This window comes from Gordonia spumicola (assembly GCF_009932475.1).
GTDB lineage: Bacteria > Actinomycetota > Actinomycetes > Mycobacteriales > Mycobacteriaceae > Gordonia > Gordonia spumicola.
The window spans coordinates 701,063-720,763 of record NZ_BJOV01000003.1 but is presented as its reverse complement, the minus strand read 5'-3'; the positions used below and the strand labels follow the sequence as shown (position 1 = coordinate 720,763).

Sequence of the window (19,701 nt, the reverse complement as noted above, 5' to 3'; positions counted from 1 at the left end):
CAACGGGAGTCGGGCTTGTTCAGCACTGTCGGAGTCTGCGCGCGGGCTACCACTCCGCTGGAACAGGCTCCGTCACCGCTGTGCAGAGAAAAGAACCTCCTCACCCGACTGGGTAAGGAGGTTCTGTGCTGCGTGGAGGCTGCTCAGTCGCGCACCACCGTTGCCTTGTACACCTTCAGCGAGCCCGGCACCACGAAGTACGCGACGTCGTCGCGCTCGCCGGCCACCAACTCCGAGGCCTCCAGTGTCGTATAGCCGCCCTTGACCGTGATGGCCTCGGTCGGCAGTCGGTCGCCGCTGGTGACACGGACGTACTTGAAGAGTCCGCCGACCTTCCCGCCCTTGGACGTGTGCGTGCCTCGCTCGGATTGCGGGAATGCAGCGTCGCTGAGGAGTCGAAGATCAGAAGAGGCGGTGACGGCGAAGCACCGCATGCGCGAATTGGGGACGTCCGGGGACGGCTCGTCGCACCAAGTCAGCTCGATGTTCCCCGACTCGGTGACGCGGGCGAGCGAGAGGCTCGTGGTGTTCGTCGACCCGAAATCTGCGGAGGTCCATCCGAGCTTGCGCGCAGTCGATTCGAGATTGAGCTGGGAGTCGATTCGCATGGCCGCGCTCGGCACGAAGCTTGCGTCGTCCGAGCGGTACTCGGCCGAGTAGACGGTCGGTGGCTTCTGCTTCTTCGTGGCCAGGGTCGACGGCGTGCCGGGTGTAGCGGCGTCTCTGCCGCTATTGCTGTCGTCACCGCCACCGCTGCACGCCACGGCCGAGACGACGACGATCAGCAGGACTCCGAGGAAGGCGGCGAGTGCGGCCAACACTCGCGGCTGTGCGAAGACGGACTTGGCGGCCTGCACAGGCGCGGGGCGGCCAGCCAGGCCTGTCAGGATGGCCTCGGTGATGGGCGGTGCGGCCGGGTCGCCGAGCTGGGCGTCGTAGCGTGCTCGCCGCTGCGGATCTCCGAGGATCGCGCGGGCGATGTCGAGTCGCTGGCGCTGGACGGGGTCGGCGGCACCGTTGAGTTGCGCGGTCAGCTGAGCGGCGAGAGCCTCGCTGGGCGCGCGCCTGTCGAGTCCGTGAATGGCGTAGAGGTCAAGGTCAGGCATGGTTCTCCTTCGAGTTCGCGGGTGCGTTCAGCGGCGCGGCGTGAGGCTGGTGCGGCCCACGACGGCGCCGTTGATGGTCAGCCACAGTTCCTCGCCGACGTACTTACGGCCTGACTTGCGGAGCACGTACCGGTTGCCGCCGTAGTCGAAGAACCCGCCGGAGCGGGTCTGGTGGATACGAGCGTGCTTGGACGCGCCGATGATGACGCCCGGGATGTTGAGCGTCAGGACGTTCCCACGGATGGTGACCGGGTAAGAGCCCTTGGCACCAGTGAGGGTCTTCGTCGTGGTCCAGGTGTATTTGCCCGACGAGACGCGGGCAGAGGCCTCGGGAGCGGTCGCGGTGGTGGCGGCCAGAGCGGCGACGGCGACGAACACGGCGGTCAGAGCGGTGATAATGCGAGTTTTCATGGTGGTTCCCAGGTGGTGGTGGTGTCAGGTGGTGTGTGAGTACCCCGCGCACGGGTGCGGACGTCGAGTGTGTCGACGTCGTGAGGTGAAGGTGTGTACGGAGAGCCGGTTAGGGCTTGAGCGTCTCGGCCGCGTCCGGGTCAGCCTCGGCAGCGGCGAGGATGGCCGACGGCGTGGTGCCGTACGCGCGAGCAAGAGACCACAGGCGGTCGAGATTCATCGAGCCGCTACCCGCTTCCAAGCGCATCAACGAATGCCTGGAAACGCCCGACGCGGCAACGGCCTGCTGCTTGTTGAGGCTCGCTGCGATCCGGGCTGCTTTCAGCGCTCGCCCCACGGCCTCACGACGCACGGGTCGCGCGAGTAGCTCTCGCTGCGGGATCGAGGCGTCTGGTGCGGGCACGGGCCCATCTTGTCATGGTCATGCGGTCCTCCCTGCTGTGCGGATCACGGCCGATCTGTCGTGTCCGACTTATGGTGCACTACTGCGCCATCGGCATCGTCGCATAGTGCAAAAGAAACGCGCCGCCCATCAGGACGACGCGTTCATTGGTACCAGGGGTTTGTGACAGAAAATGGGCGATGAGCTGGGCAGACCGCTCCCGCGGTGGCCTATCTATACGTCTAAGAGGGTAGCAGGTCATGTCAAGATATGAGACGTAGCTCACACACCCTGCAAAGTCCTGTGTCGTATAGGTGAATGACCTGGGGGCCGGCTCGCGCAGCGGCCAGCCCCCCGGGGCGATCACGAGTCGCTGAACACGTAGACCCCGCCGTACGGTGCGGGCTCGACGGTGTAGCCGTGCGCCAGGTCGCGGGCGTACCGAGCGAGGTCGAAGTACGTCTTGGCATCTTCCGGCCAGCTGCTTTGCTCGCCGACGCTCTCGACGTAGTCGCGCGCGTACTCCTCGAACGACTCCCACTCGCCCCGGTACCGGTCGGTGAACGCCTGCACGTCGACGTCCCGCGGGTCGTCGACACCCTCTGCCCTGGCCAGCGCGCAGAACGCCGGCCAGAGAGTCGGCGTGACCTCCTCGTACAGTGCGCCCCACTCGGCCGCGGTACTCGGGTCCATCTCACGACGCACCGGCCAGTCGCCGTCCAGGTCCATGACCCACAACTCGTCATCGTCGCCGAACGGCACACCGGTGCCCTGGTGCAGGTCGGCGACGGTGACGCTGCCCGCGTCGGTCGCGTCGTACCACTCGCCGATCAGGCGCGGCACGCCGTCGTGCGAGCCGTTGTACGCGGCGAGGGAACCGATCCACACGCGTGGGCGGTCGGGTTCGGTGATGGCGACGTTCGGTTTCATGCCCACGGCAGCGCCCCTTCCAATGCGTCGGCGTTGATGCTCTCGCCGGTGATGTACCGGTGCTGCTCGCAGGCGTATTCGAGTTGGCTCGGCTCGACGAGGAAGGTCCAGCAGTGCGGACCGCCAGTGCCGTCGGTGAGCAGGATGCGAGCACCTTCGGCGATCTCGACGCCGATGTCGCTGAGCAGCTCGCGGGCAGCGGTCGCGGCTTGGGTCGGTGTGTAGAGATAGTCAACGTCGGCCGAGATGAGTCCGTTCGCCTCGTTGTACTGGCTGGCGGCGTCCTCGCGGGTGAGCCCCCGGGCTCCCGGTGACAGCTGGCCGGTGGCGATGTGCCGCTCGACCCACGGGTCACAGAAGATCGTCGTCATGGGTGGTCCCCTCCCTCGGTGTGGTGTTCGAGGTGGCGGTCGTCGACGGCTTCGCCGGCGCTTACCCGTAGCTGTCGATCTTGAGTCCGATCAAGTGCGTGAACGGGGTTGGCGCAGAAAGGATCTCGACTTCATACGCAGCAGGAACGTTCGCGTATTGCGGCCCCTCACCGGTGTACTGCCACAAGTGGTCGTAGCACCAGTCGTAGACGTCCTCGTCATCGCGGGGCGCAGGCGCGACGACGTCGTAGGTGTGCTCGAACGACCTGTCGGGATAGCTGTTCGTGACCCGGATCTTCACAGCGATCTCGGCCGTCGCGGCACGGACGAGCATCCCGGAAAGGTGGGCGGCGGTGGCCGGCGTGAAGGACAGGATCTCGCCGTCGTCGACCATCACGGCGACGACCGGCTCGGCGCCGTCGATCACGTCGTCGGTACGCGTGACGACGACGCGTGCACCGGACCTGGTTGCGGTGCTGGTTGCGGGGGACGCACTGGGAACTGCGGACATGAGAGAAGCCTCCTCGACGTGTGTGGTGTCGAGGAGGCTCTCGGCGTCGGCTACGCCGTCGCGGCTGCGCTGCGCCCTGCCGCCTGCTGGGAGGTCCCGGCCCGCTCGACTGCGCGATAGACGGTGGCGCGGCTGACGCCGAGGTCGCGAGCCAGGGCCGCGACGCCCTCGCCGGCCGCCTTCCGGCGTGCCAGCTCGGCGATCTGGGCGTCGTTGAGTTTCGGTGCGCTGCCGCGGTACTTGCCCGCTGCCTTGGCCAGCGCGATGCCCTCGCGTTGGCGCTCCAGAATCAGCGACCTCTCGAACTCGGCGACGGCGCCGAGCAGGGACAGCAGCAGGGTGTTCATCGGTGAGTCGTCGCCGGTGAAGGTCAGCCCCTCCTTAACGAACTGCACCCGAGCGCCGCCCTTGCAGGCGACCACCTCGTCGCCGATCTGGATCTCGCCGCCGACGGTGAGCACCTTGACTATGCGTCGCAGGTCGTCGAGGTTCCGAGCGAGGCGATCCATGCTGTGCACGACAAGAGTCTCGCCAGGACGCACATAGCGCAGCGCCTCGGCGAGCTTGGGACGCCGGGTGTCTTTGCCGCTGGCCTTGTCGGTGAACACGGGGTCGACGAGGTCCGCGGCGATCAGGTCGTCGAGCTGGCGGTCAGCCTTCTGGTCGACGGTGCTCACACGGCGGTAGCCGACGAGCTTGGGGCCGGTCACAGCAGCGCCCCCATCGACAGGCCCTTGCGGCCGTCGTCGGCCTCACGGCCGTCGCGCCGCTTGGCCGCCTCGATCCGGCGGACCAGCTCGCTGCCCCGCTGGTCTGGGAGGTCGATGATGACCGTGCCCTGCTCGTCGATCCGAGCGACGAGGCCGGTGACGGTGGTCGGCCGGTGGGTCGCGGCTCGCTCCACGGCGCGTTTGGCGCGGGGATGTAGTCGGAGGGTGAGGGGCACGGTGTTCTCCGTTCGGTCGTCCGCGTCTATCGCGGCACTGGGTTTGTCTCAGTCAAGTCTATAATCTCAATGAGAATGTGTCTAGTTGATGGGAATGGGACTTGACTGAGACGCAGTTCGTCGAGTGCTGGGGTGTCTCGCCAGGGTGTACCTCAGTGGGACGACACTCGGAGCCTTGAACTCCCGTGAGAACGGACAATCTGTGCTTGTTGCTAGGCGCGGACAGGTCTACGGAGGGGTCGAGTGTCCTTGCTCACCAAAGCCTCGGCAAATCGGTTGTCGGAGGGCCATGATTAAGTCAGGACGTCGCGTGAGAGATAGGAGGACGCGCGTGCTCGCCACAGAGACCCCGGTAGGCCACGCCGTCTCTCCTAGCGCCTGCAGATGGTGTTGCCGGGACGAACGATCGCACTCTCTCGAGTGGACGGAGCTGATCGGCTACCACTCCTGGGAGGAGCCGACCATAGATCAGCGCCGGAAGCGAATGCTTGCTCGGCGTCAGCTACGCTAGCGGGCGCGTTCGATCAAAGTTTCGAACATCTGGCTTAGTGTCGCCGGCACCTCGCCTGGCGCCTTGAGTCCCAGTGCGAGTTTCATCATGATGTCAGGCTTTCCGCTGACCTCGACATCGGTGTTAGGGCGAAGCATTTCGTATATCTTCGAACTAAACTTCGATTCGCGATGCTGCGAGAAGTGGTCGACGGTCCAGCGCCTGCCATCATTGCGTGGCCACTCTCGGTTGGCGCACTCAGCCCACTGCTCGTCCGTGAACGTATCCTCGAATTCGCGTGCGCCAATGGTGATCACATGGTCGCCCAACTTCAGGTTGCGCGCCGAGAGGCTCGCATCTGAGAAGAGCTTAGTATCTCTAGAGTCGCTATCGACAACGATCACAACCTCGCGACCGTGATCGCGAAGGTACTGAGCAAATCTGAGTGCTCCGTCGTTATTGTCGCATGGCCACACCGCGATACCGCAGGCTTGAAGCTGTCGGCCGGTCGCACGCCTGAACAACACTGGAAAAGCACGGAACTCCGTCATCCCTTCTACGCCGACAAACAGTCTCTCGTGAAGGAGGACCGTGTTTCTCAAGCCGAGGGAAGCTGCGATCAGCCCGAGGTGCGAACCGATTTCCGAGTCGTCGGCAATGACGTCCGCCTTGGTTCGGCTGTCGACATGGTGCAGGTGAACGACGTTGGCTATGTCCACGCCATCGATCAAGTTCATAGAGTGTGTTGCCACGATGATTCGGACGTTGGGAACCTTGGCCTGTTCATTAAGTAGATCCATGAACCCTCGTTGATTCCCATAGTCAAGATGGGTGTCGGGCTCGTCGTAGAGAAGGATTGTGTCTTGGCTGGATTCGCTCAGCAGGTTTGCATTGAACTGCCATACCGCCAACGCAATTCGACGCGAACGCCCCGTGCCGGATTGACCTAGGTGAACCTGTTCGTCGCGGGAATTGACAGCACTGACTTCCACCCCCTTGAGGCCGCTATCAAGGCGAACGATGGGGTCAATCCTGATATCACCAACGTCCGCGCATTGCGAGGTTATGTGCGCACGTAGATCTTCCGCGTCTTTGGCAACACGGGTCTGCAGCGTGTCGGTTAATGCCCGCAGATTGCCTTTCACGGTGTCGTCGTCCGTGTGAGTACTGTAAGAGGTTCGTAGCGCTGCAAGAATGGCGTCTTCAGGGTTCTGCGTCGACGTTGCGTCAAATCGTTGGACGCGGGGAAGTATCCGCTTAACCGCTACGCTGGCCGATACCCACTTGTCTTCCTTGTCCGCTGATTCGGCACGTTCCTGCAATCGAGCAATCAGGTCGGGCTTATTCCCGGTCGTTGGCAGACCCAAGCCTTCTAGCCGAAACTTCAGCGTCTTGACGTCCTGACTCTCGATTTCCTGCAAGCGCTCATCGACTGGGACTGCAGCGAGCATCTCGAGAGTTGTACCGCCCTCGCGGTAAGCTCTTCTCACGCGTAGTTGACGCCCGATAGAAAGTTCTTCGGCTTCGTCTGGCGTGACGTTGAACAATCCTTCGACAATAGTCTCGGAAACTCGCGTCAATTCCCCGTCCACGCCAGGTTGGTCGTATGTGCGGTCCCGGTCCGACAGTTTTATGTCGCCCAGAAGAAACGCCACAGCGTCAAGCACTGCGCTCTTGCCTGCATCGTTATGGCCGGCGAGGATCGTGGGTGACCCGATAGAGATCTCCAGACCCGACTCAATCGACCGGAAGCCTGAGATCTCAACCTTCTCGAGCAGCATTCGAACGCCTCTCTGCGTCGTCAACCTGAACTACTTCGGTCCACATCCACAGGGAACCGCCGGATCAAGCCTAGCGTGGAAGATTTGGCGTGCGAGGCGAAACGCTCGAGTGTCACATTCGTATCGATGGCGTTGCACGGTTCAGTTGTGCAGCCCTGGCGAGCGTGCACAAGCGGCGGGCGGACACGGTGGCTCGCGGAGAGGCCCCTGACCGGGCTCGACAGCCCGTACGGGTGAACGTACAGCGCACGACCTGGCGACGTGTCCTTCCATCGGAAGTGCGGTCAACGACCGGCTTGCGGACAGGCTGTGTCGGCTTGGTCGCTTCGCCCCCGATGTCTGAGTCCGACGCCGTGCGGCCCGGCGCTCACATTAGGGTGAGCGAGTGGCAAGCGAAGAGGACAAGGCAGAAGCGCGCGGGCGGGTATTCGCGGTGAAGTTCATCCAGCCGGCGGTGGGCGAATTGTTCGAGGAACCCGCCGATCAACTCCGCAATCGACTGACGCCGGGGGCCTCTGCGGAGAGCTACAACCGGCTGTGGCGGATCGGCAAGGTCCACATCGCCGACGACGTGCTCACCGGCCGCGTTGGATTCTCGGCCGAAAGCGGCATCGAGGAGGTCTGGGACGACGAGGCCAAGGACTTCCGGGACCAGCTGACTCACCGCGGCACCACCACGGTGTTCGCTGTGGACCTGGGGAGCCTCACGGGCCTGGTGCAGGACCGCGGATCGACGCTGCGGATTGATTCGGCGGTGCGCGCGCTGAGGTTGATCCTGAACGAAGGGATCAAGGATAAGGGCCTGCACTGGCAGGTCGAGCCCTACCGGCGCAAGGTCGCATTGTCGGAGTGGAAGCGTACCGTCACGCGCGTGACCAAGGTCCGCTTCTCCCTGACGGAGCCGAACCCCAGGTGGCAGGACTCGCAGAGCATCGAAGACCTGTTCAACGCCACCGGATCACACTCGGCACAGGCGATCTTCGCCAACGACGCAGGCCTGAACGTCGAAGCGGATTTCATCCAACAGTCGCAGAACCACGTCGAGCGCGGCTACGGCGACGGCCGGTACACAGGCGTGATCGAGATGGCGGACGGGACCGAGATCGTGTCCACGTACAACTCTGCCGTCGGCGACGAGGAACAGAGCGAAGAACTGGCGACAAACCCTAACGGAGAGGTGAACCTGGACGTGCTGCGCGAGCACCTTCTCGAGTTGCCTCCGCCAATGACGTACTCAGACGAGCCGGTACCGGCCGATGCAGAGACCGTCGCCGATGGGCAGGTCGGTGCCGAGGTGTCCTACGAAGGCGTGACCAGCGGAGAAGAGATTGTCGAGGGCGGTACAACGACGCCGACTGAGTCCAGCGACGAGGAGCCAGACGGCGCCGCGCCAGCCGACCCCGGAGACCACGCTGCGCAGCACGACGTACCAGCGGGTCCGACCGGTGAGGTCGATCCCGAAGCCCTACCGCAGGAGCCGAGCACGGAGGACACTGGAGAAGGTGACGACTGATCGGAGTGCCGACGAGCAGGCCGCCACCGGCTGGTGGCGGAGCTTCACCGCGTCCAGGGTCGGCGTCATCGTCTGGTCGTGGGACTTCGGCGCGGGCGTGGTTATCGGCGTCACGGTTGCGCTGTCCACAGCGCTCAGCAGCGCTGTCGCCGCATCTATGGGCGCGGTCTACATCGGCGTCTGCGGCATCGCAGCGGCGATCGCGACGCTGGTCATCACCGCGATGACGGTGCTGATCGCGGTGATCGGGCCGAACTACCGACTGTTGCTGCAGAACGCTCCCGCCGGCCTCGGCGGCATCCTGTGGCCCTATCGGGTGGTGGCTGTTACCGCAGTCCTGGCGAGTCTGAGTTCCCTGTGCCTGGGCATCCTGTGGCCGTTGGTGACCGGCCTGCACTGGGGCGTGGTGTTCACGCTGTCGGCGGTGCCGCTGGTCCTGCTGAGCTGGTCGCTGTTCGGCTGCATACAGGTGGTCAACCAGGTCGCCAGGCACTTCTCGAACAACCAGCGAGCCGACGAGATAGCCGAATCGGTGAGACGGGCCAGCCGGAGCGCGTAGGTGGACCGGGCTCGCTGGTCGTGACTTCAGCGCATGTGGTCGATCAGGGAGCTACGAGGGCACTGGGCGTAGGGGCGACGCCGGTGCTGGCCAACTGCAGCAAGGCGCTGCGGAAGTGTTGGAGGTTTTGGCGGGCAGAGGGGCCGATGTCGATGAACAGCAGAGGGATCGACTCGCCGAAGCCCCGGACGGACATGGGTTCGGGCAGCGAGGCCCCGACCGGCAGGCTCACCGGGAACAGCAGGCCCGAAGCAATAACGTCGTCCGACCACTTCTCGTGGTGCCCGTACGCGACCGCCTGATAGATGTCGGACCGAGACACGGCGATGCGGACCTTCTCGCTGAGGACGATCGAATCTGATTCGGGAGTGGTGGTCGGTCCGGTCAGGACGTTCTTGTACTTGGTGTCCAGGAGCAGCGACCCGTGGCCGGGGACGCCGATGACGAGGTCGGGGTCGACCTTGGAGGTCCGGATCCGGAGTCCTGAGCTGTCGTGCACGGTGGCTGCGGGCGGCTTGGTCTGGTCCAGCTCAACCTCGTCGATCATCGACACGATCCCGCGCACGGACTCCTGGAACAGGACGGGCATGCGCCACATGAACGACTCGGTGTTCATATCGCCGGCCCGGATCCCGGTGAATCGACCATCGAGCAGGCTACGCGTGGCCCGCAGCACCTGGGCGTAGTGGCGCTGCGGCCCGCGGGTTGAGGTCGCGCGCAGCACGGTCTGGGTGACGTTGACGTCGGCGATCTGGGCGAACTTGGGCAGGGCCGATGCGACCCGGTGGCGGACGGCTCTGCCCGCGGCTTCGACAGGGAGGCTATGGCTCAGCGCGGCTACGTGGCGGAGTCCTGCCTTGAGCACCTGGTTGTTGGGCGTGTCCTGGGTCTGCTCGATGGTGCGGCACGGTATTTCGTTAGCACGACCGCCGGCCAGGTGACCGGTGACGTACCGGTCGAGCAGGATCCGGCCCTTAACCTTCCCGTCGAAGACTCGCTCGTTCGACCTGTAGTCGCGGCGTAGCCAGCGCGAGGCGAAGGCGTCGATGGCGTTGACGTGCCACATGAGCAAGCATGCGGTGGGGTCCTCGTGGACCTTCGCCAGGGCGACCTGGTCGAAGTCGAGGACGCGCAAGGCCTCCTGCCGCTGGCCGTAGGCGTAGTCAGCGAGGAAGAACATGTCGGCATCGGGCAGCTTCGGCGCCACGGTTAGCGTGAGGTCCAGATCTCCGGCGATGATCCGGCTGACGCCGACGCAGTCGCCGGCTGTGAGGGTCCAGTCGCCCTGTCGGGGCGATAGCTGCACCGAGCAGTCTGCGGCGCGCCAGAACTCCTCGGGGACACCCTCGGCCACCGCAGCGTCGATGGGCACCGAGCGCCGCTCGCCGACCTCGACCTGGTGCGAGTGGGTCATGGGGCCGGCTCGGCGGGATCCCCAGCTGTGGGCGCGTCGCCGTTAGAGGCGCCGGACACCTGCTGGGCGAGCAGGCTGGCGAGGCCCTGGGCCTGCTGGCGCTGCGTGGCGTCGGCGGTGAGAGCGAGTTCGCTGCGCAGGGAGTTGAGTGCGGCGGCATCGATCTCGCCCTCCATCTCGTACTCGGATAGCAGAGGCAGAACCTCGTACACATAGCGACCGGCGAGGACTTCGAGAGAGCTACCGTGCTCGTCGGCATCGGCGAGGAAGTACGAGGGTCCAACCTGGAGGCCTGCCGGTGCTTCCGAGAGCGCGTGCGCAGTGATCCCGGACAGGTAGAGGGCGGCCTCGCGCGTGGTCTCGGAGTCGAAGCCGTAGCTGCGGATCGGGGCGTCGGTGGCGTAGACGTTGAGGAAGACGAACCGGCGGCGCAGGGCGTAGTCGATGACGGCGATGGACCGGTCGGCGGTGTTCATCGTGCCGATGACGTGCAGGCGCTCGGGCACAGTAATGGACGCGTCGCCGTCGACCGCGTACGGCGTAGAGACCGCCTCGCCTCGGTACTCCAGCCCGTAGAGCAACTCACCGAAGATGTTGGGAATGTTGCCGCGGTTCATCTCGTCGAGGATGAGGACCAGCTCAAGGTCATAGCCTTCTTCCTCGAGCTTGTTGCCGACGCCGGCCATGAGGCTGAAGAGCTTGTGCCTGGGGGTGAAGGTGACGCCGCCAGCCACGGGCTCGGCGACCAGGGCACGGACAAAGTCGGTGTAGTCGTAACCGGGGTGGAACTGGACGATGTCCCAGAGAGCGGCGATGCCCAGTCGCTTGACCTCCGTGGCGATGCCGTCGAGGGTGCGCTCGTTGACGGGCAGGGAGTCGATGATCGTTTGCAGGCGGCATTTGTCGACCTGGCCCGAGGTCGCCCAGCGGACGTACTTCCTGGCGACGTAGGTCTTGCCGGCGCCGGGCGGGCCCTGCAGGACCACCTGCCCTCGTCGGCGAACCTGGGTGGCCAGTTCGTACAGGTCGTCGGGAAGTGGGCTGCGCCCGGCCGGGGCGGACACGGCAGCTCGGGGACGCAGCGCATCGAGGAACTCCTCGGAGGAGAGCCCCAACCAGGCGTTGGCGCCGATCGCCAGCGCCATTGCAGGGTTCCGTCCGCGAACGGGAACGATGCCCTGGTGGCTGAGGCGTTCGGCCACCAACTTCACCACAGGAACGGCCGCGGACCGGGTCGGTAGCAACTGCTCGACCCCGATGATCGATCCGCCGTGCTTCTCCGGAACGATGAGGCGGCAACGCTCAAGAAGGCTGAGGATGTTCATCACTGGCTTGCCGTCCTTCGGGAAGGACGGATCGTTGGGTGCGTAGGCCATGAGCGCTTGGCCGAGGGCTTGGCGGTTGATCATCGCTACGTCGAACCGGCCGTCGCCATCGGTCAGGAAGGTCTGCGTGATGGTGTCCAGTCTGGTATCGGCGAGATTGAGCGCAGCCCAGAGGACGAGGTATTGGAAACTCTCGGCATCTCGCGCCGACCGCAGGAGCTCGTTGTCGATGACGACCTGCGAGCTTGCCTTCGCGCGGTCGTCCACAGGAGGGTCGTAATCGATCAGATCGTTCCACAGTGGCGAGGGCGTCGATCCCTGAGTTATCGCCGTACTCTCCAGGAGCTGTTCCACCTCGGCGGCGGTCGTCGTTCCGGGCACAACCGTTGCCAACTTCTCCATCATCGCCTCGGGCGAAGTGAACTTGGTGAACGAGATCTTTCCGACTGTCGGTACAGGGCTCACAGGACAAAGTCTGCCACCAACTGGTGCGCTACATGCGATCGGCTGGTTGCGATGGAAATGATGATGCAACGATGCACACTTGTCGCGCTCTCCGCGATTCTCGCGCGGGCGTTGCCTACCTGGACAGCGCGACCGCGCATTACATTGCTGCGGCCAGCCTACGGACTTCAGCATCAAGAGTACCCGTCGGCGGCACGTAGCACTTCTTGGTGATCGCGATGGCGAGAATCGGGCAACCTCGTCCGTCTCCACGCTCCAGGCGCGGGACCAGCTTTCCGAAGTTTGAAGTAGTCGAGGTTCCCATTGGGTCCTTTGAGAGCTTCCTCATGCGCTCTCGCCAGGCGGTACAGTGCTCCGGCACCTGCACCGCCTTGGTCTCGGCGATCAAGTCTCGCACAAAGTAGCGCAGGTCATCGGCCACGCGCGTCAGGATCACGCCAGTGTCGATAACCCCGCCCTCATAAAGGTTCACAAAGTTGTTTAGGTCGCGGTCGAGGTTGCCGTCCTTGGGATTCCACTCGACGTCCACGGCAGCGCGGCCGAGCACGTTATCGATCTTGTGCCCTCCGTAGCTGTTGCTGGTTTCGATGACCTTGTGTCTCTCCTGGCCGGTGGGCCATGGTGTCAGCGTCAGCCGGGTAATCAGGTCCTGGTCGTATTGGCCTTCGCGCCAGCCGCGCACACGGAACAGATCATCGAGCTCCGCGGCGATCACGGTCTTGTTGCCACCGGGAGTGGTGAGCTTGTCCATCGTCAGCCAGAATCCATCGAGGACTTCAACCAGGTCATCGAACGCCTTTGGTTCCAGCGTGTGCATGACCCGCGACGCGTTGCGAGTTTCGCGGAACTCGTAGCGGTCGAGGACGCTCTGCGGGAACATGTCGCGCCAGGACTCGGTGAGCTGCATGGAGAACGATTCTGCCGCACTGATCGAGCGTTCCCATAGATCTACGCGCCGGTGGGCGCGTCCTTCCTCGGCCGACCCCGGCGGCGTAGCTCGACGCCGCTTTTGTCGAGCAGCCCGCGCACGCGCTGGATCGAATAGCCGGACTGGTCCGCGAGTTGCTGGACGCTGGCGCCAGCCTCGTACTCCTCGGCGAGGATTCGTGCGAGCCTGTCGGCCAGCCACGGGCTCATGCGCTCGTTAGGCGCCAGCGACGGGAACGACTCGATGGCGCCACCGGCGTAGCCCTTGTGGGACTGCCCCTTCGGTTCGATATCGGCGTCAGCCTCGTTGCCCCACGCCGACCACCCAGGACGTGGGTAGCGGGCGAACATTTCCAAGTAGGGACCCGGGCTGCACGATTCGATCAGGCCATACTGTTCGTCGGGCTTGCGGGAGTGCTCGCGCTTACGGGTTTCAAGCATGTTGACCGTCGAGCGCGCAGGGGCCAGGGTGCGCATGGAGCCCTTCACGCCGAACAGGATCGGCTCAGTGACGTTGCGGAAGTAAAAGCCGACCCCGCGACCGTCGGGGCCACCGTCTTTGCGACGCTTGGCCCAGATTACGTTCGAGACGTACCGGAAGCCCCACGCCTGCAAGACATCAATGCCTTCCAGTAGTAGAGCGTTAGGCACCCAGAGGTAGAGGTGAGCATCTTTGGCGGTGACATCGGCGACGGGCAAAGCCTTGATCGCATCGAGGTCCATGGTGCCGTAGCGGTCGAGGCGGCGGTGCTCGGGGGCGACCTTGCCGGTGCGGTTAGCAAAGCGCCATGGCGGGTCGGCGAGGACGGTTTTGAAACCCCCGTCGACGGTCGGGAGCGGCGCGATGTCAGAGGTCTGCGGCAGAGTGTCGATCGTAGGCGGCATGGAACGAGCCTACCAGCAAAAGATCTAATCAGCGATTTTAGATCTTATGGCGCGCCCTTGCGGTTGCACAGATTACGCAGAGTATCGCCGACCCGGACTGCCACATCGGGTGGCATCTCGTCGACGGCGGCCACTGCCAGCTCGGCCTGTGCGAGCGCGTTGATCGCGTTGCCGATCGGCTGCGTGCGCTCGAACTCGGCGTCGATCTCGGCCTCGGTCATCATCTCGTCGTCGCCCACGCCCACCAGTAGATCGCGTGCAGATGGCGGCGCACAGCGAATCGAGAGAACAAGCACCCGCCAGCCACCGGCCGGCGGGTGCTTGTGCCGCGTATCAAAGGAAGGACATCGTCCGACTCACGCTGTCGTAGCACATGACGTTGAGCACGCCGGTGTCCTCCACACGCCCGTCGAGGTACACATGGCCAGCGTCGACATAGGGCTCCCAGCAGCGCATCCGGCCCTCCTTCGCATGCAGCGGGCCGACACCGACGTGTCCGGCGACGATGATCTTGCCGACGGCGTGCTTGCCAAGCGACGGCGGAAACTTCTCGGTGAGCGTGTCGTCGGTCGTCATGGCCTTCCACATCGGTCCGGCCTCCTCGTCGACGCCAGCGTGCACGTAGATGTGCGTGGGCGTCTCATAGTGCAGCGGCAGCTGACGCAGCCAGGTGATCAGACCGCCATGACGGGCGACGATCTCGCGCTTGAGGGTGGCGTTGACAGTGTCGATGGACCCGCCCGCCAGCTCCGCGACGGCCTCGGTCGGCAGGAACGAGCGGACCGTGACGAGCCCGGTGTCGGCCAGCAGCCAGGTGGGGTCGCTATCGTCGGCGTCGAGCCAGTCAAGGAACCAGCGCTCATGGTTGCCGGCGAGCGCGACCACTTGGTCGGGGTGGGCGTCACAGAGGTCCTTCACAGCAGAGAGGACGCCTGCGCTGTCGGGTCCACGGTCGACGTAGTCGCCGAGGAACACGAGATGGGTCGACGGATCGGAGAGGTCAACCTTGGTCAGGGCACCGCGAAGCGCGGTCAGGCACCCGTGGAGGTCGGGAATGGCGTAGGTGATGGTCACAGATGCTCCTCTATACAAAAGGCTCGGTTTTACTTGCATGCGCAAGCAATGAACCGGCCGGGGTGTTCACCGTCGCGGTCGACGTAGTCGCCGAGGAAGGCGAGCTGGGTCGACGGGTCGCCGAGTAGGCCCTTTGGGGACGCGTGCCTGGCTACACTCACCGCCTATGACAATGATCTACCGCACCAGGGAGTGGAGCGGCTATGGCAAGCAGAACTACTACTGGAACGAGTACCGGCGGGAAGGTGACGTCGTCGTCAAGTACAAATGCAACCGCTTCAAATCATTTGATGGCAAGGAGAGCACTTGGCAGAACGACGAGACCTTCCAGGAGTCGTGGGTGCTAGATGACCCGAGCATGCCGGACTGGCTGAGGCAGATTCTTTAACCGCCCCCGCAGTCCAGTCAGAACATCCCGGTGCCAGCTACTGAGTGTGGTATTCGACGTACTTTGTCTAGGTTGGGCAACACTGCAGGTCAACGAGCTGCGCTAGTGTTGTAATAAGAACCGCTAGAGTACGCGATCGGCACCATCGCGGCCGCCGCTTTCGGGGCATTGCTCTACACGGTCGTGACCGGCGACAACGTGTTGAGCGCGTTGACGGGCATCATCTCCAAAGCGTTGAGCACGTCGGTGGGTTGACGTGCTCAGCCGGCTGTTCGTCGACGAGCGCGGGATGGTGACGGTCGAGGCGGCGTTCGCGCTGGCGGCGATCGCGGTGTTCCTGCTCGTCGGGATCGGGGCCGTCGCGGGGGTGGCGACGCAGATCCGGTGCACCGACGCGGCCCGCGAGATCGCCAGGCTGACGGCGGCGGGCGACGCGTCCGCGGAGTCGGTCGGACGGTCCGTCGCGCCCGGCGGGGCGAGGGTGTCGGTCGTGACGTCGGGGGAGACGGTCGCGGTCACCGTGTCGTCCGACGTCCCCCTCGTCCCGCTGCTCACGGTGAGCGCGAAGGCCGTCGCCGCAATGGAACCGGTCGGGGCCGACGATGCGTCCGCGCAATGACGAGGGCTTCTCCACGATCACCGGAGCCGTGGTGATCGCGGCGCTCGCGTCGATCCTCATCGGAGTGTTGTATGTCGGGGCGGCCGTCGTCGCGCGTCATCGGGCGCAGAGTGCCGCCGACCTGGGGGCGCTCGCGGCCGCGTCGGCTCAGCTGATCGGAGACGACGGATGCGAGGCCGCCGCGGACCTGCTCGCCGGTGCCGAGGGCTCGCCGCGGATCTCCTCGTGCATCGTCGACGGGGAGGACGTGGTCCTGCGCATCGCCGTTTCGGTCCGCCTCGGCGGGTTCGGCGTGCGCGACGCTGTCGCCGCGGCCCGCGCCGGGCCGGTGGAGGGGGAGAAATGACTATTAGCACTAGTCATTTCACGCGTACGGTGGATGGCGTGACCATGATGAGCAGCACGGAAGCGAAGGCGCGGCTGAACGCAGTCTTAGCGGAGGTGGAGCGGACCGGAGTGCCGGTGACGATCACGAATCACGGTAGGCCGGTTGCAGTGTTGTCTCCGGTGCTGCCGACGGTTCGGCAGTTCGGACAGCTGCCCGGCATGGTCGTGCCCGATGATTTCGATGCGCCTCTGCCGGAGGGCGAACTGGCTGCCTGGGAGGGCGAGTCGTGACGGCGCTGCTGCTGGACACCAACGCATTGTTGTGGCTCGTCAGCGATCCGACTCGCGTGAACGGCGACGCGCTGGCCGTCATCAGCGACCCGGCGAACGACCTGTACGTCTCGGCGGCCTCGGCGTGGGAGGTCGCGACCAAGGCCCGGCTGGGCAGACTGAACGCGAGTGCGCTCCTTGCGACGTGGGCGGACACGGTGAACTCGATGTCGGCCGTCGACCTTCCCGTCGACCCGGCGGACGCGATCCTCGCCGGGTCCCTGGAGTGGGGACATCGGGATCCGTTCGATCGGATGATTGTCGCGCAGGCCGCGCGTCGTGGCCTGACGATCGCGACCAGCGACCGGATTCTCGTCGACGGCGCTCCGACAAAGACGCTCGACACCAGACGCTGACAACTTCGGCACTGTTCGCCGCGCCAGGCGCGGCCGCGAGTGCCGACGTTGTCAGCTCCCGTACAGCCGCCCGAGGAGTCGCAGGAGTGTGACGGCGTGTTCCTTGTCGAGGGGTTCGTTGCCGTTGCCGCACTTGGGCGACTGCACGCACGACGGGCACCCGAAGTCGCAGGTGCACGAGGAGACGGCGACGTCGGTTGCGGCGATCCAGTCGGCGAAGGCGTGGAAGCCGCGTTCGGCGAAGCCCGCGCCGCCGGGGAAGCCGTCGTAGACGAACACCGTCGGGAGCGCGGTCTGCGGGTGGACGTCGGTCGAGAGGCCGCCGATGTCCCAGCGGTCGCACGTCGCGACCAGCCCGAGCATGCCGATCGCGGCGTGTTCGGCCGCGTGCAGCGCACCGGGGAACTTGTCCGGGGCGATTCCGGCGTCGACCATCGCGTCCGGGTCGAGCGTGTACATGACGGCACGGGTCGGCAGGGTCTCTTCGGGCAGATCGAGCGCGACTTGGTCGAGGATCTCGCCCGACAGCGCCTTCCGCAGGAACCCGACCACCTGGCTCGTCACCGTCACCTCGACGAAGGCCACGGTCAGCGGCCCGAACGTCCGCCTCTCGAGATAGGAGTCGATCACGACGTCGCTCACCTCGCGCGGCGACGTCGTCCAGTCCGGCTCCTCCGGATGGGCGAGCGCGAGGCCGTCGTCGAGGTCGAGTTCGTCGACGACGAAGCTCTCGCCCTGATGCAGGTAGACGGCCCCCGGGAACACCGACGTCCGAGCGCGGGACGAGTCGACGGTGCCCAGCAGTCGCGACGTCGTCGCGTCGACGATCAACACCTGTCCGCCGATGCCGCCGCGGATGTCGATGTCGCCGTGCGGGTCCAGGCCGGGCGACGGATACCAGCCCGCTTTGCGGCGCTTCAACTGCCCTTCGGCGACCAACTGCTCGATCACGTCGAGTGCCTGCCACCCGGCGGCCTCGTCGTCGGTGATCGGGAACTCGGTGGCCGCGCACAACAGATGAGGACCGAGGACGTACGGGTTCGTCGGATCGGTGACGGTCGCCTCGACGGGCCGATCCAACAACGCCTCCGGGTGATGGACGAGGTACGTGTCGAGCGGATCGTCGCGCGCGATCATCACGACCAGCGAGCCCTCGCCCCGTCGACCGGCGCGTCCGGCCTGCTGCCAGAACGACGCGACGGTGCCCGGATACCCGGCGACGACGACGGCGTCCAATCCGCTGATGTCGACCCCCAATTCGAGGGCGTTGGTCGTGGCGACACCCAGCAGTTCGCCGTCGGCGAGGGCTCGTTCGAGTGTGCGGCGGTCGTCGGCCAGATAGCCCGCCCGGTAGGCGGCGACGCGGCTCTCCAACTCGGGCGCCACCTCGGCGAGGATCTGTTTGGCCTTCACCGCGGTCACTTCGACGCCGCGTCGCGACCGCACGAAGCACAGCGTCCGTGCGCCTTCGATGACGAAGTCGGCCAACAGGCGGGCGGCCTCGGCACCCGCGGCGCGTCGTACGGGAGCGTCGTTCTCTCCGCCGGAGACCTCCAGGAAACCCGGCTCCCACATCGCGACGGTCCGCTCCCCGTGCGGCGACGCGTCGTCGGTGACGGCGACGACATCGTCGCCGATCAGCCGGGACAGCGCCTGTGCGGGATTCGACACGGTCGCCGACGCGCCGATGACGACGGGATTCGCGCCGTAGCGTCGTGCGATCCGCAGGGTCCGCTGCAGGACGAGCGCCGTGTGCGAACCGAAAACGCCCCGGTAGTGGTGGCATTCGTCGACGACGATGTACTTCAGCTTGCCGAAGAAGTGGCGCCACTTGGGATGCGTCGAGCAGATCCCGACGTGCAGCATGTCGGGGTTGGTGAAGATCCACCGCGAGTGGGCGCGTGCCCATTGTCGGAGTTCGGAGTCGGTGTCGCCGTCGTACGCGCACGGCTGGAGATGACCGAAGGCCGAGCGACCCGTGATCAGCTGCGCCGTCGCCCGCAGCTGATCGCTGCCGAGCGCCTTCGTCGGGGACAGGTACAGAGCCGTCGCGGTCGGATCCTCGGCGAACGTGGTGAGGATCGGCAGCTGGTAGGCGAGTGACTTGCCCGACGCGGTGCCGGTGCAGACGACCACGTGCCGCCCGGCGCGGGCGTGATCGGCGGCGGTCACCTGATGCCGCCAGGGGCGTCGGACGCCGCGTTCGACGAAAGCGTCGCGGACCTGCGGGTGCACCCATTCGGGCCAGTCGTCGAATTCGGCTGTGCGCGTGGGGATCACGGCCATGTGAGTGAGCGGAGACGCCTCGTCGTCCGACGTTCCGGCTAGTGTCCGACCGAGCAGTTCACTGCCGTAGGTGGCGGGCTGCATGGTCGTTGCTCCAGGCTCTTTCAAATCGTCGGGCCCTAAAAGTATCGCGCCGGGGAGAAACGTGGTTAGCTGGTCACGGTCGCACCCTCGGTTTCGATGATCGAGGTCGTTGCGAACGTGGTACTGCAGTCGGTTCCATCGCCATTGGCGGGGCTAGTTGAGGTATGGCGGTCGGAACAGGCCCCCGTCGGGACACTCCGCGGCGGGAGAACAAAAGTTAG

The 19,701-nt window shown here is 65.3% G+C and carries 23 protein-coding genes and 1 pseudogene; 8 read left to right on the top strand and 16 right to left on the bottom strand.

Features of this window, described 5'->3' with window-relative positions; all coding sequences use genetic code 11:
* Window positions 1-143 precede the first annotated feature (143 nt).
* From GYB83_RS09440 to GYB83_RS09400, 9 genes are all read right to left on the bottom strand, one after another.
* Window positions 144-1,106 carry a hypothetical protein gene (locus tag GYB83_RS09440; RefSeq protein WP_161895241.1) on the bottom strand — a complete coding sequence of 321 codons (963 nt, stop codon included), beginning with the start codon at window positions 1,104-1,106 and terminating at the stop codon, window positions 144-146.
* Between the two features lie 27 nt (window positions 1,107-1,133).
* The gene (locus GYB83_RS09435; RefSeq protein ID WP_161895240.1) at window positions 1,134-1,517 is read right to left on the bottom strand and encodes a hypothetical protein; all 384 of its coding nucleotides are present in this window, start codon (window positions 1,515-1,517) and stop codon (window positions 1,134-1,136) included.
* Window positions 1,518-1,626: 109 nt separating this feature from the next.
* Window positions 1,627-1,920: a helix-turn-helix transcriptional regulator gene (locus GYB83_RS09430; RefSeq protein WP_161895239.1), complete on the bottom strand. Its 294-nt coding sequence runs from the start codon at window positions 1,918-1,920 to the stop codon at window positions 1,627-1,629.
* A 342-nt stretch (window positions 1,921-2,262) separates the two neighbouring features.
* Window positions 2,263-2,829: an antirestriction protein ArdA gene (locus tag GYB83_RS09425; protein ID WP_161895238.1), complete on the bottom strand. Its 567-nt coding sequence runs from the start codon at window positions 2,827-2,829 to the stop codon at window positions 2,263-2,265.
* On the bottom strand, window positions 2,826-3,200 hold the full coding sequence (locus GYB83_RS09420; protein WP_161895237.1) for a hypothetical protein: 375 nt from the start codon (window positions 3,198-3,200) through the stop codon (window positions 2,826-2,828). Before GYB83_RS09420 ends, GYB83_RS09425 begins: the two co-directional genes overlap by 4 nt.
* Window positions 3,201-3,261: 61 nt before the next feature.
* Window positions 3,262-3,711, bottom strand: a complete 450-nt coding sequence (locus GYB83_RS09415) for a hypothetical protein (protein ID WP_161895236.1) — start codon at window positions 3,709-3,711, stop codon at window positions 3,262-3,264.
* 50 nt (window positions 3,712-3,761) lie between these two features.
* Window positions 3,762-4,421: a recombinase family protein gene (locus tag GYB83_RS09410; RefSeq protein WP_161895235.1), complete on the bottom strand. Its 660-nt coding sequence runs from the start codon at window positions 4,419-4,421 to the stop codon at window positions 3,762-3,764.
* Window positions 4,418-4,657: a hypothetical protein gene (locus GYB83_RS09405; RefSeq protein ID WP_161895234.1), complete on the bottom strand. Its 240-nt coding sequence runs from the start codon at window positions 4,655-4,657 to the stop codon at window positions 4,418-4,420. Before GYB83_RS09405 ends, GYB83_RS09410 begins: the two co-directional genes overlap by 4 nt.
* A 507-nt stretch (window positions 4,658-5,164) precedes the next feature.
* Complete coding sequence (locus GYB83_RS09400) at window positions 5,165-6,928, bottom strand: ATP-dependent nuclease (RefSeq protein WP_161895233.1); 1,764 nt, start codon at window positions 6,926-6,928, stop codon at window positions 5,165-5,167.
* A gap of 385 nt (window positions 6,929-7,313) precedes the next feature.
* Here GYB83_RS09400 and GYB83_RS09395 point away from each other — a divergent pair, with 385 nt between their 5' ends.
* Both GYB83_RS09395 and GYB83_RS09390 read left to right on the top strand, forming a co-directional pair.
* Window positions 7,314-8,441 (top strand): hypothetical protein, encoded by a 1,128-nt coding sequence (locus GYB83_RS09395; RefSeq protein WP_161895232.1) that lies wholly within the window; start codon window positions 7,314-7,316, stop codon window positions 8,439-8,441.
* Window positions 8,431-9,000 carry a hypothetical protein gene (locus tag GYB83_RS09390; RefSeq protein ID WP_161895231.1) on the top strand — a complete coding sequence of 190 codons (570 nt, stop codon included), beginning with the start codon at window positions 8,431-8,433 and terminating at the stop codon, window positions 8,998-9,000. The genes GYB83_RS09395 and GYB83_RS09390 overlap by 11 nt, the downstream gene beginning before the upstream one ends.
* A gap of 43 nt (window positions 9,001-9,043) precedes the next feature.
* On the opposite strand, the gene GYB83_RS09385 is transcribed toward GYB83_RS09390, so the two are convergent.
* The 6 genes from GYB83_RS09385 to GYB83_RS09360 all read right to left on the bottom strand — a co-directional run bounded on the left by GYB83_RS09385 (window position 9,044) and on the right by GYB83_RS09360 (window position 15,090).
* On the bottom strand, window positions 9,044-10,414 hold the full coding sequence (locus GYB83_RS09385; RefSeq protein WP_161895230.1) for a 5-methylcytosine restriction system specificity protein McrC: 1,371 nt from the start codon (window positions 10,412-10,414) through the stop codon (window positions 9,044-9,046).
* Window positions 10,411-12,204 (bottom strand): McrB family protein, encoded by a 1,794-nt coding sequence (locus GYB83_RS09380; protein ID WP_161895229.1) that lies wholly within the window; start codon window positions 12,202-12,204, stop codon window positions 10,411-10,413. The genes GYB83_RS09385 and GYB83_RS09380 overlap by 4 nt, the downstream gene beginning before the upstream one ends.
* Window positions 12,205-12,343: 139 nt before the next feature.
* The gene (locus GYB83_RS09375) at window positions 12,344-13,111 is read right to left on the bottom strand and encodes a BglII/BstYI family type II restriction endonuclease (RefSeq protein ID WP_161895228.1); all 768 of its coding nucleotides are present in this window, start codon (window positions 13,109-13,111) and stop codon (window positions 12,344-12,346) included.
* A 41-nt stretch (window positions 13,112-13,152) separates the two neighbouring features.
* On the bottom strand, window positions 13,153-14,016 hold the full coding sequence (locus GYB83_RS09370; protein ID WP_161895227.1) for an MT-A70 family methyltransferase: 864 nt from the start codon (window positions 14,014-14,016) through the stop codon (window positions 13,153-13,155).
* A 44-nt stretch (window positions 14,017-14,060) separates the two neighbouring features.
* A complete protein-coding gene (locus GYB83_RS09365) occupies window positions 14,061-14,255 on the bottom strand; it encodes a hypothetical protein (protein WP_161895226.1) in 195 nt (64 codons plus the stop codon).
* 94 nt (window positions 14,256-14,349) lie between these two features.
* Complete coding sequence (locus GYB83_RS09360) at window positions 14,350-15,090, bottom strand: metallophosphoesterase (protein ID WP_161895225.1); 741 nt, start codon at window positions 15,088-15,090, stop codon at window positions 14,350-14,352.
* A gap of 166 nt (window positions 15,091-15,256) precedes the next feature.
* On the opposite strand from GYB83_RS09360, the gene GYB83_RS09355 reads away from it, so the two are divergent.
* From GYB83_RS09355 to GYB83_RS09330, 6 genes and pseudogenes are all read left to right on the top strand, one after another.
* Window positions 15,257-15,478 (top strand): hypothetical protein, encoded by a 222-nt coding sequence (locus GYB83_RS09355; RefSeq protein WP_161895224.1) that lies wholly within the window; start codon window positions 15,257-15,259, stop codon window positions 15,476-15,478.
* A gap of 126 nt (window positions 15,479-15,604) precedes the next feature.
* Window positions 15,605-15,733, top strand: a pseudogene (locus GYB83_RS09350) (DUF4244 domain-containing protein); the annotation flags it as partial.
* A gap of 1 nt (window position 15,734) precedes the next feature.
* On the top strand, window positions 15,735-16,097 hold the full coding sequence (locus tag GYB83_RS09345; protein WP_161895223.1) for a TadE family type IV pilus minor pilin: 363 nt from the start codon (window positions 15,735-15,737) through the stop codon (window positions 16,095-16,097).
* Complete coding sequence (locus tag GYB83_RS09340) at window positions 16,081-16,443, top strand: Rv3654c family TadE-like protein (protein ID WP_161895222.1); 363 nt, start codon at window positions 16,081-16,083, stop codon at window positions 16,441-16,443. The genes GYB83_RS09345 and GYB83_RS09340 overlap by 17 nt, the downstream gene beginning before the upstream one ends.
* 47 nt (window positions 16,444-16,490) lie before the next feature.
* Window positions 16,491-16,715, top strand: a complete 225-nt coding sequence (locus tag GYB83_RS09335) for a type II toxin-antitoxin system Phd/YefM family antitoxin (protein ID WP_161895585.1) — start codon at window positions 16,491-16,493, stop codon at window positions 16,713-16,715.
* Complete coding sequence (locus GYB83_RS09330) at window positions 16,712-17,110, top strand: type II toxin-antitoxin system VapC family toxin (RefSeq protein WP_161895221.1); 399 nt, start codon at window positions 16,712-16,714, stop codon at window positions 17,108-17,110. Before GYB83_RS09335 ends, GYB83_RS09330 begins: the two co-directional genes overlap by 4 nt.
* A gap of 51 nt (window positions 17,111-17,161) precedes the next feature.
* On the opposite strand, the gene GYB83_RS09325 is transcribed toward GYB83_RS09330, so the two are convergent.
* Complete coding sequence (locus GYB83_RS09325) at window positions 17,162-19,480, bottom strand: DEAD/DEAH box helicase (RefSeq protein ID WP_161895220.1); 2,319 nt, start codon at window positions 19,478-19,480, stop codon at window positions 17,162-17,164.
* Window positions 19,481-19,701 lie beyond the last annotated feature (221 nt).

Bases quoted from the DNA above. Each gene is read 5' to 3' on its own strand.
- GYB83_RS09435 (WP_161895240.1), bottom strand. From the start codon at position 1,517: ATGAAAACTCGCATTATCACCGCTCTGACCGCCGTGTTCGTCGCCGTC.
- GYB83_RS09420 (WP_161895237.1), bottom strand. From the start codon at position 3,200: ATGACGACGATCTTCTGTGACCCGTGGGTCGAGCGGCACATCGCCACC.
- GYB83_RS09375 (WP_161895228.1), bottom strand. From the start codon at position 13,111: ATGCAGCTCACCGAGTCCTGGCGCGACATGTTCCCGCAGAGCGTCCTC.
- GYB83_RS09355 (WP_161895224.1), top strand. From the start codon at position 15,257: ATGACAATGATCTACCGCACCAGGGAGTGGAGCGGCTATGGCAAGCAG.
- GYB83_RS09385 (WP_161895230.1), bottom strand. From the start codon at position 10,414: ATGACCCACTCGCACCAGGTCGAGGTCGGCGAGCGGCGCTCGGTGCCC.
- GYB83_RS09335 (WP_161895585.1), top strand. From the start codon at position 16,491: ATGAGCAGCACGGAAGCGAAGGCGCGGCTGAACGCAGTCTTAGCGGAG.
- GYB83_RS09400 (WP_161895233.1), bottom strand. From the start codon at position 6,928: ATGCTGCTCGAGAAGGTTGAGATCTCAGGCTTCCGGTCGATTGAGTCG.
- GYB83_RS09440 (WP_161895241.1), bottom strand. From the start codon at position 1,106: ATGCCTGACCTTGACCTCTACGCCATTCACGGACTCGACAGGCGCGCG.
- GYB83_RS09415 (WP_161895236.1), bottom strand. From the start codon at position 3,711: ATGTCCGCAGTTCCCAGTGCGTCCCCCGCAACCAGCACCGCAACCAGG.
- GYB83_RS09425 (WP_161895238.1), bottom strand. From the start codon at position 2,829: ATGAAACCGAACGTCGCCATCACCGAACCCGACCGCCCACGCGTGTGG.
- GYB83_RS09325 (WP_161895220.1), bottom strand. From the start codon at position 19,480: ATGCAGCCCGCCACCTACGGCAGTGAACTGCTCGGTCGGACACTAGCC.
- GYB83_RS09370 (WP_161895227.1), bottom strand. From the start codon at position 14,016: ATGCCGCCTACGATCGACACTCTGCCGCAGACCTCTGACATCGCGCCG.
- GYB83_RS09340 (WP_161895222.1), top strand. From the start codon at position 16,081: ATGCGTCCGCGCAATGACGAGGGCTTCTCCACGATCACCGGAGCCGTG.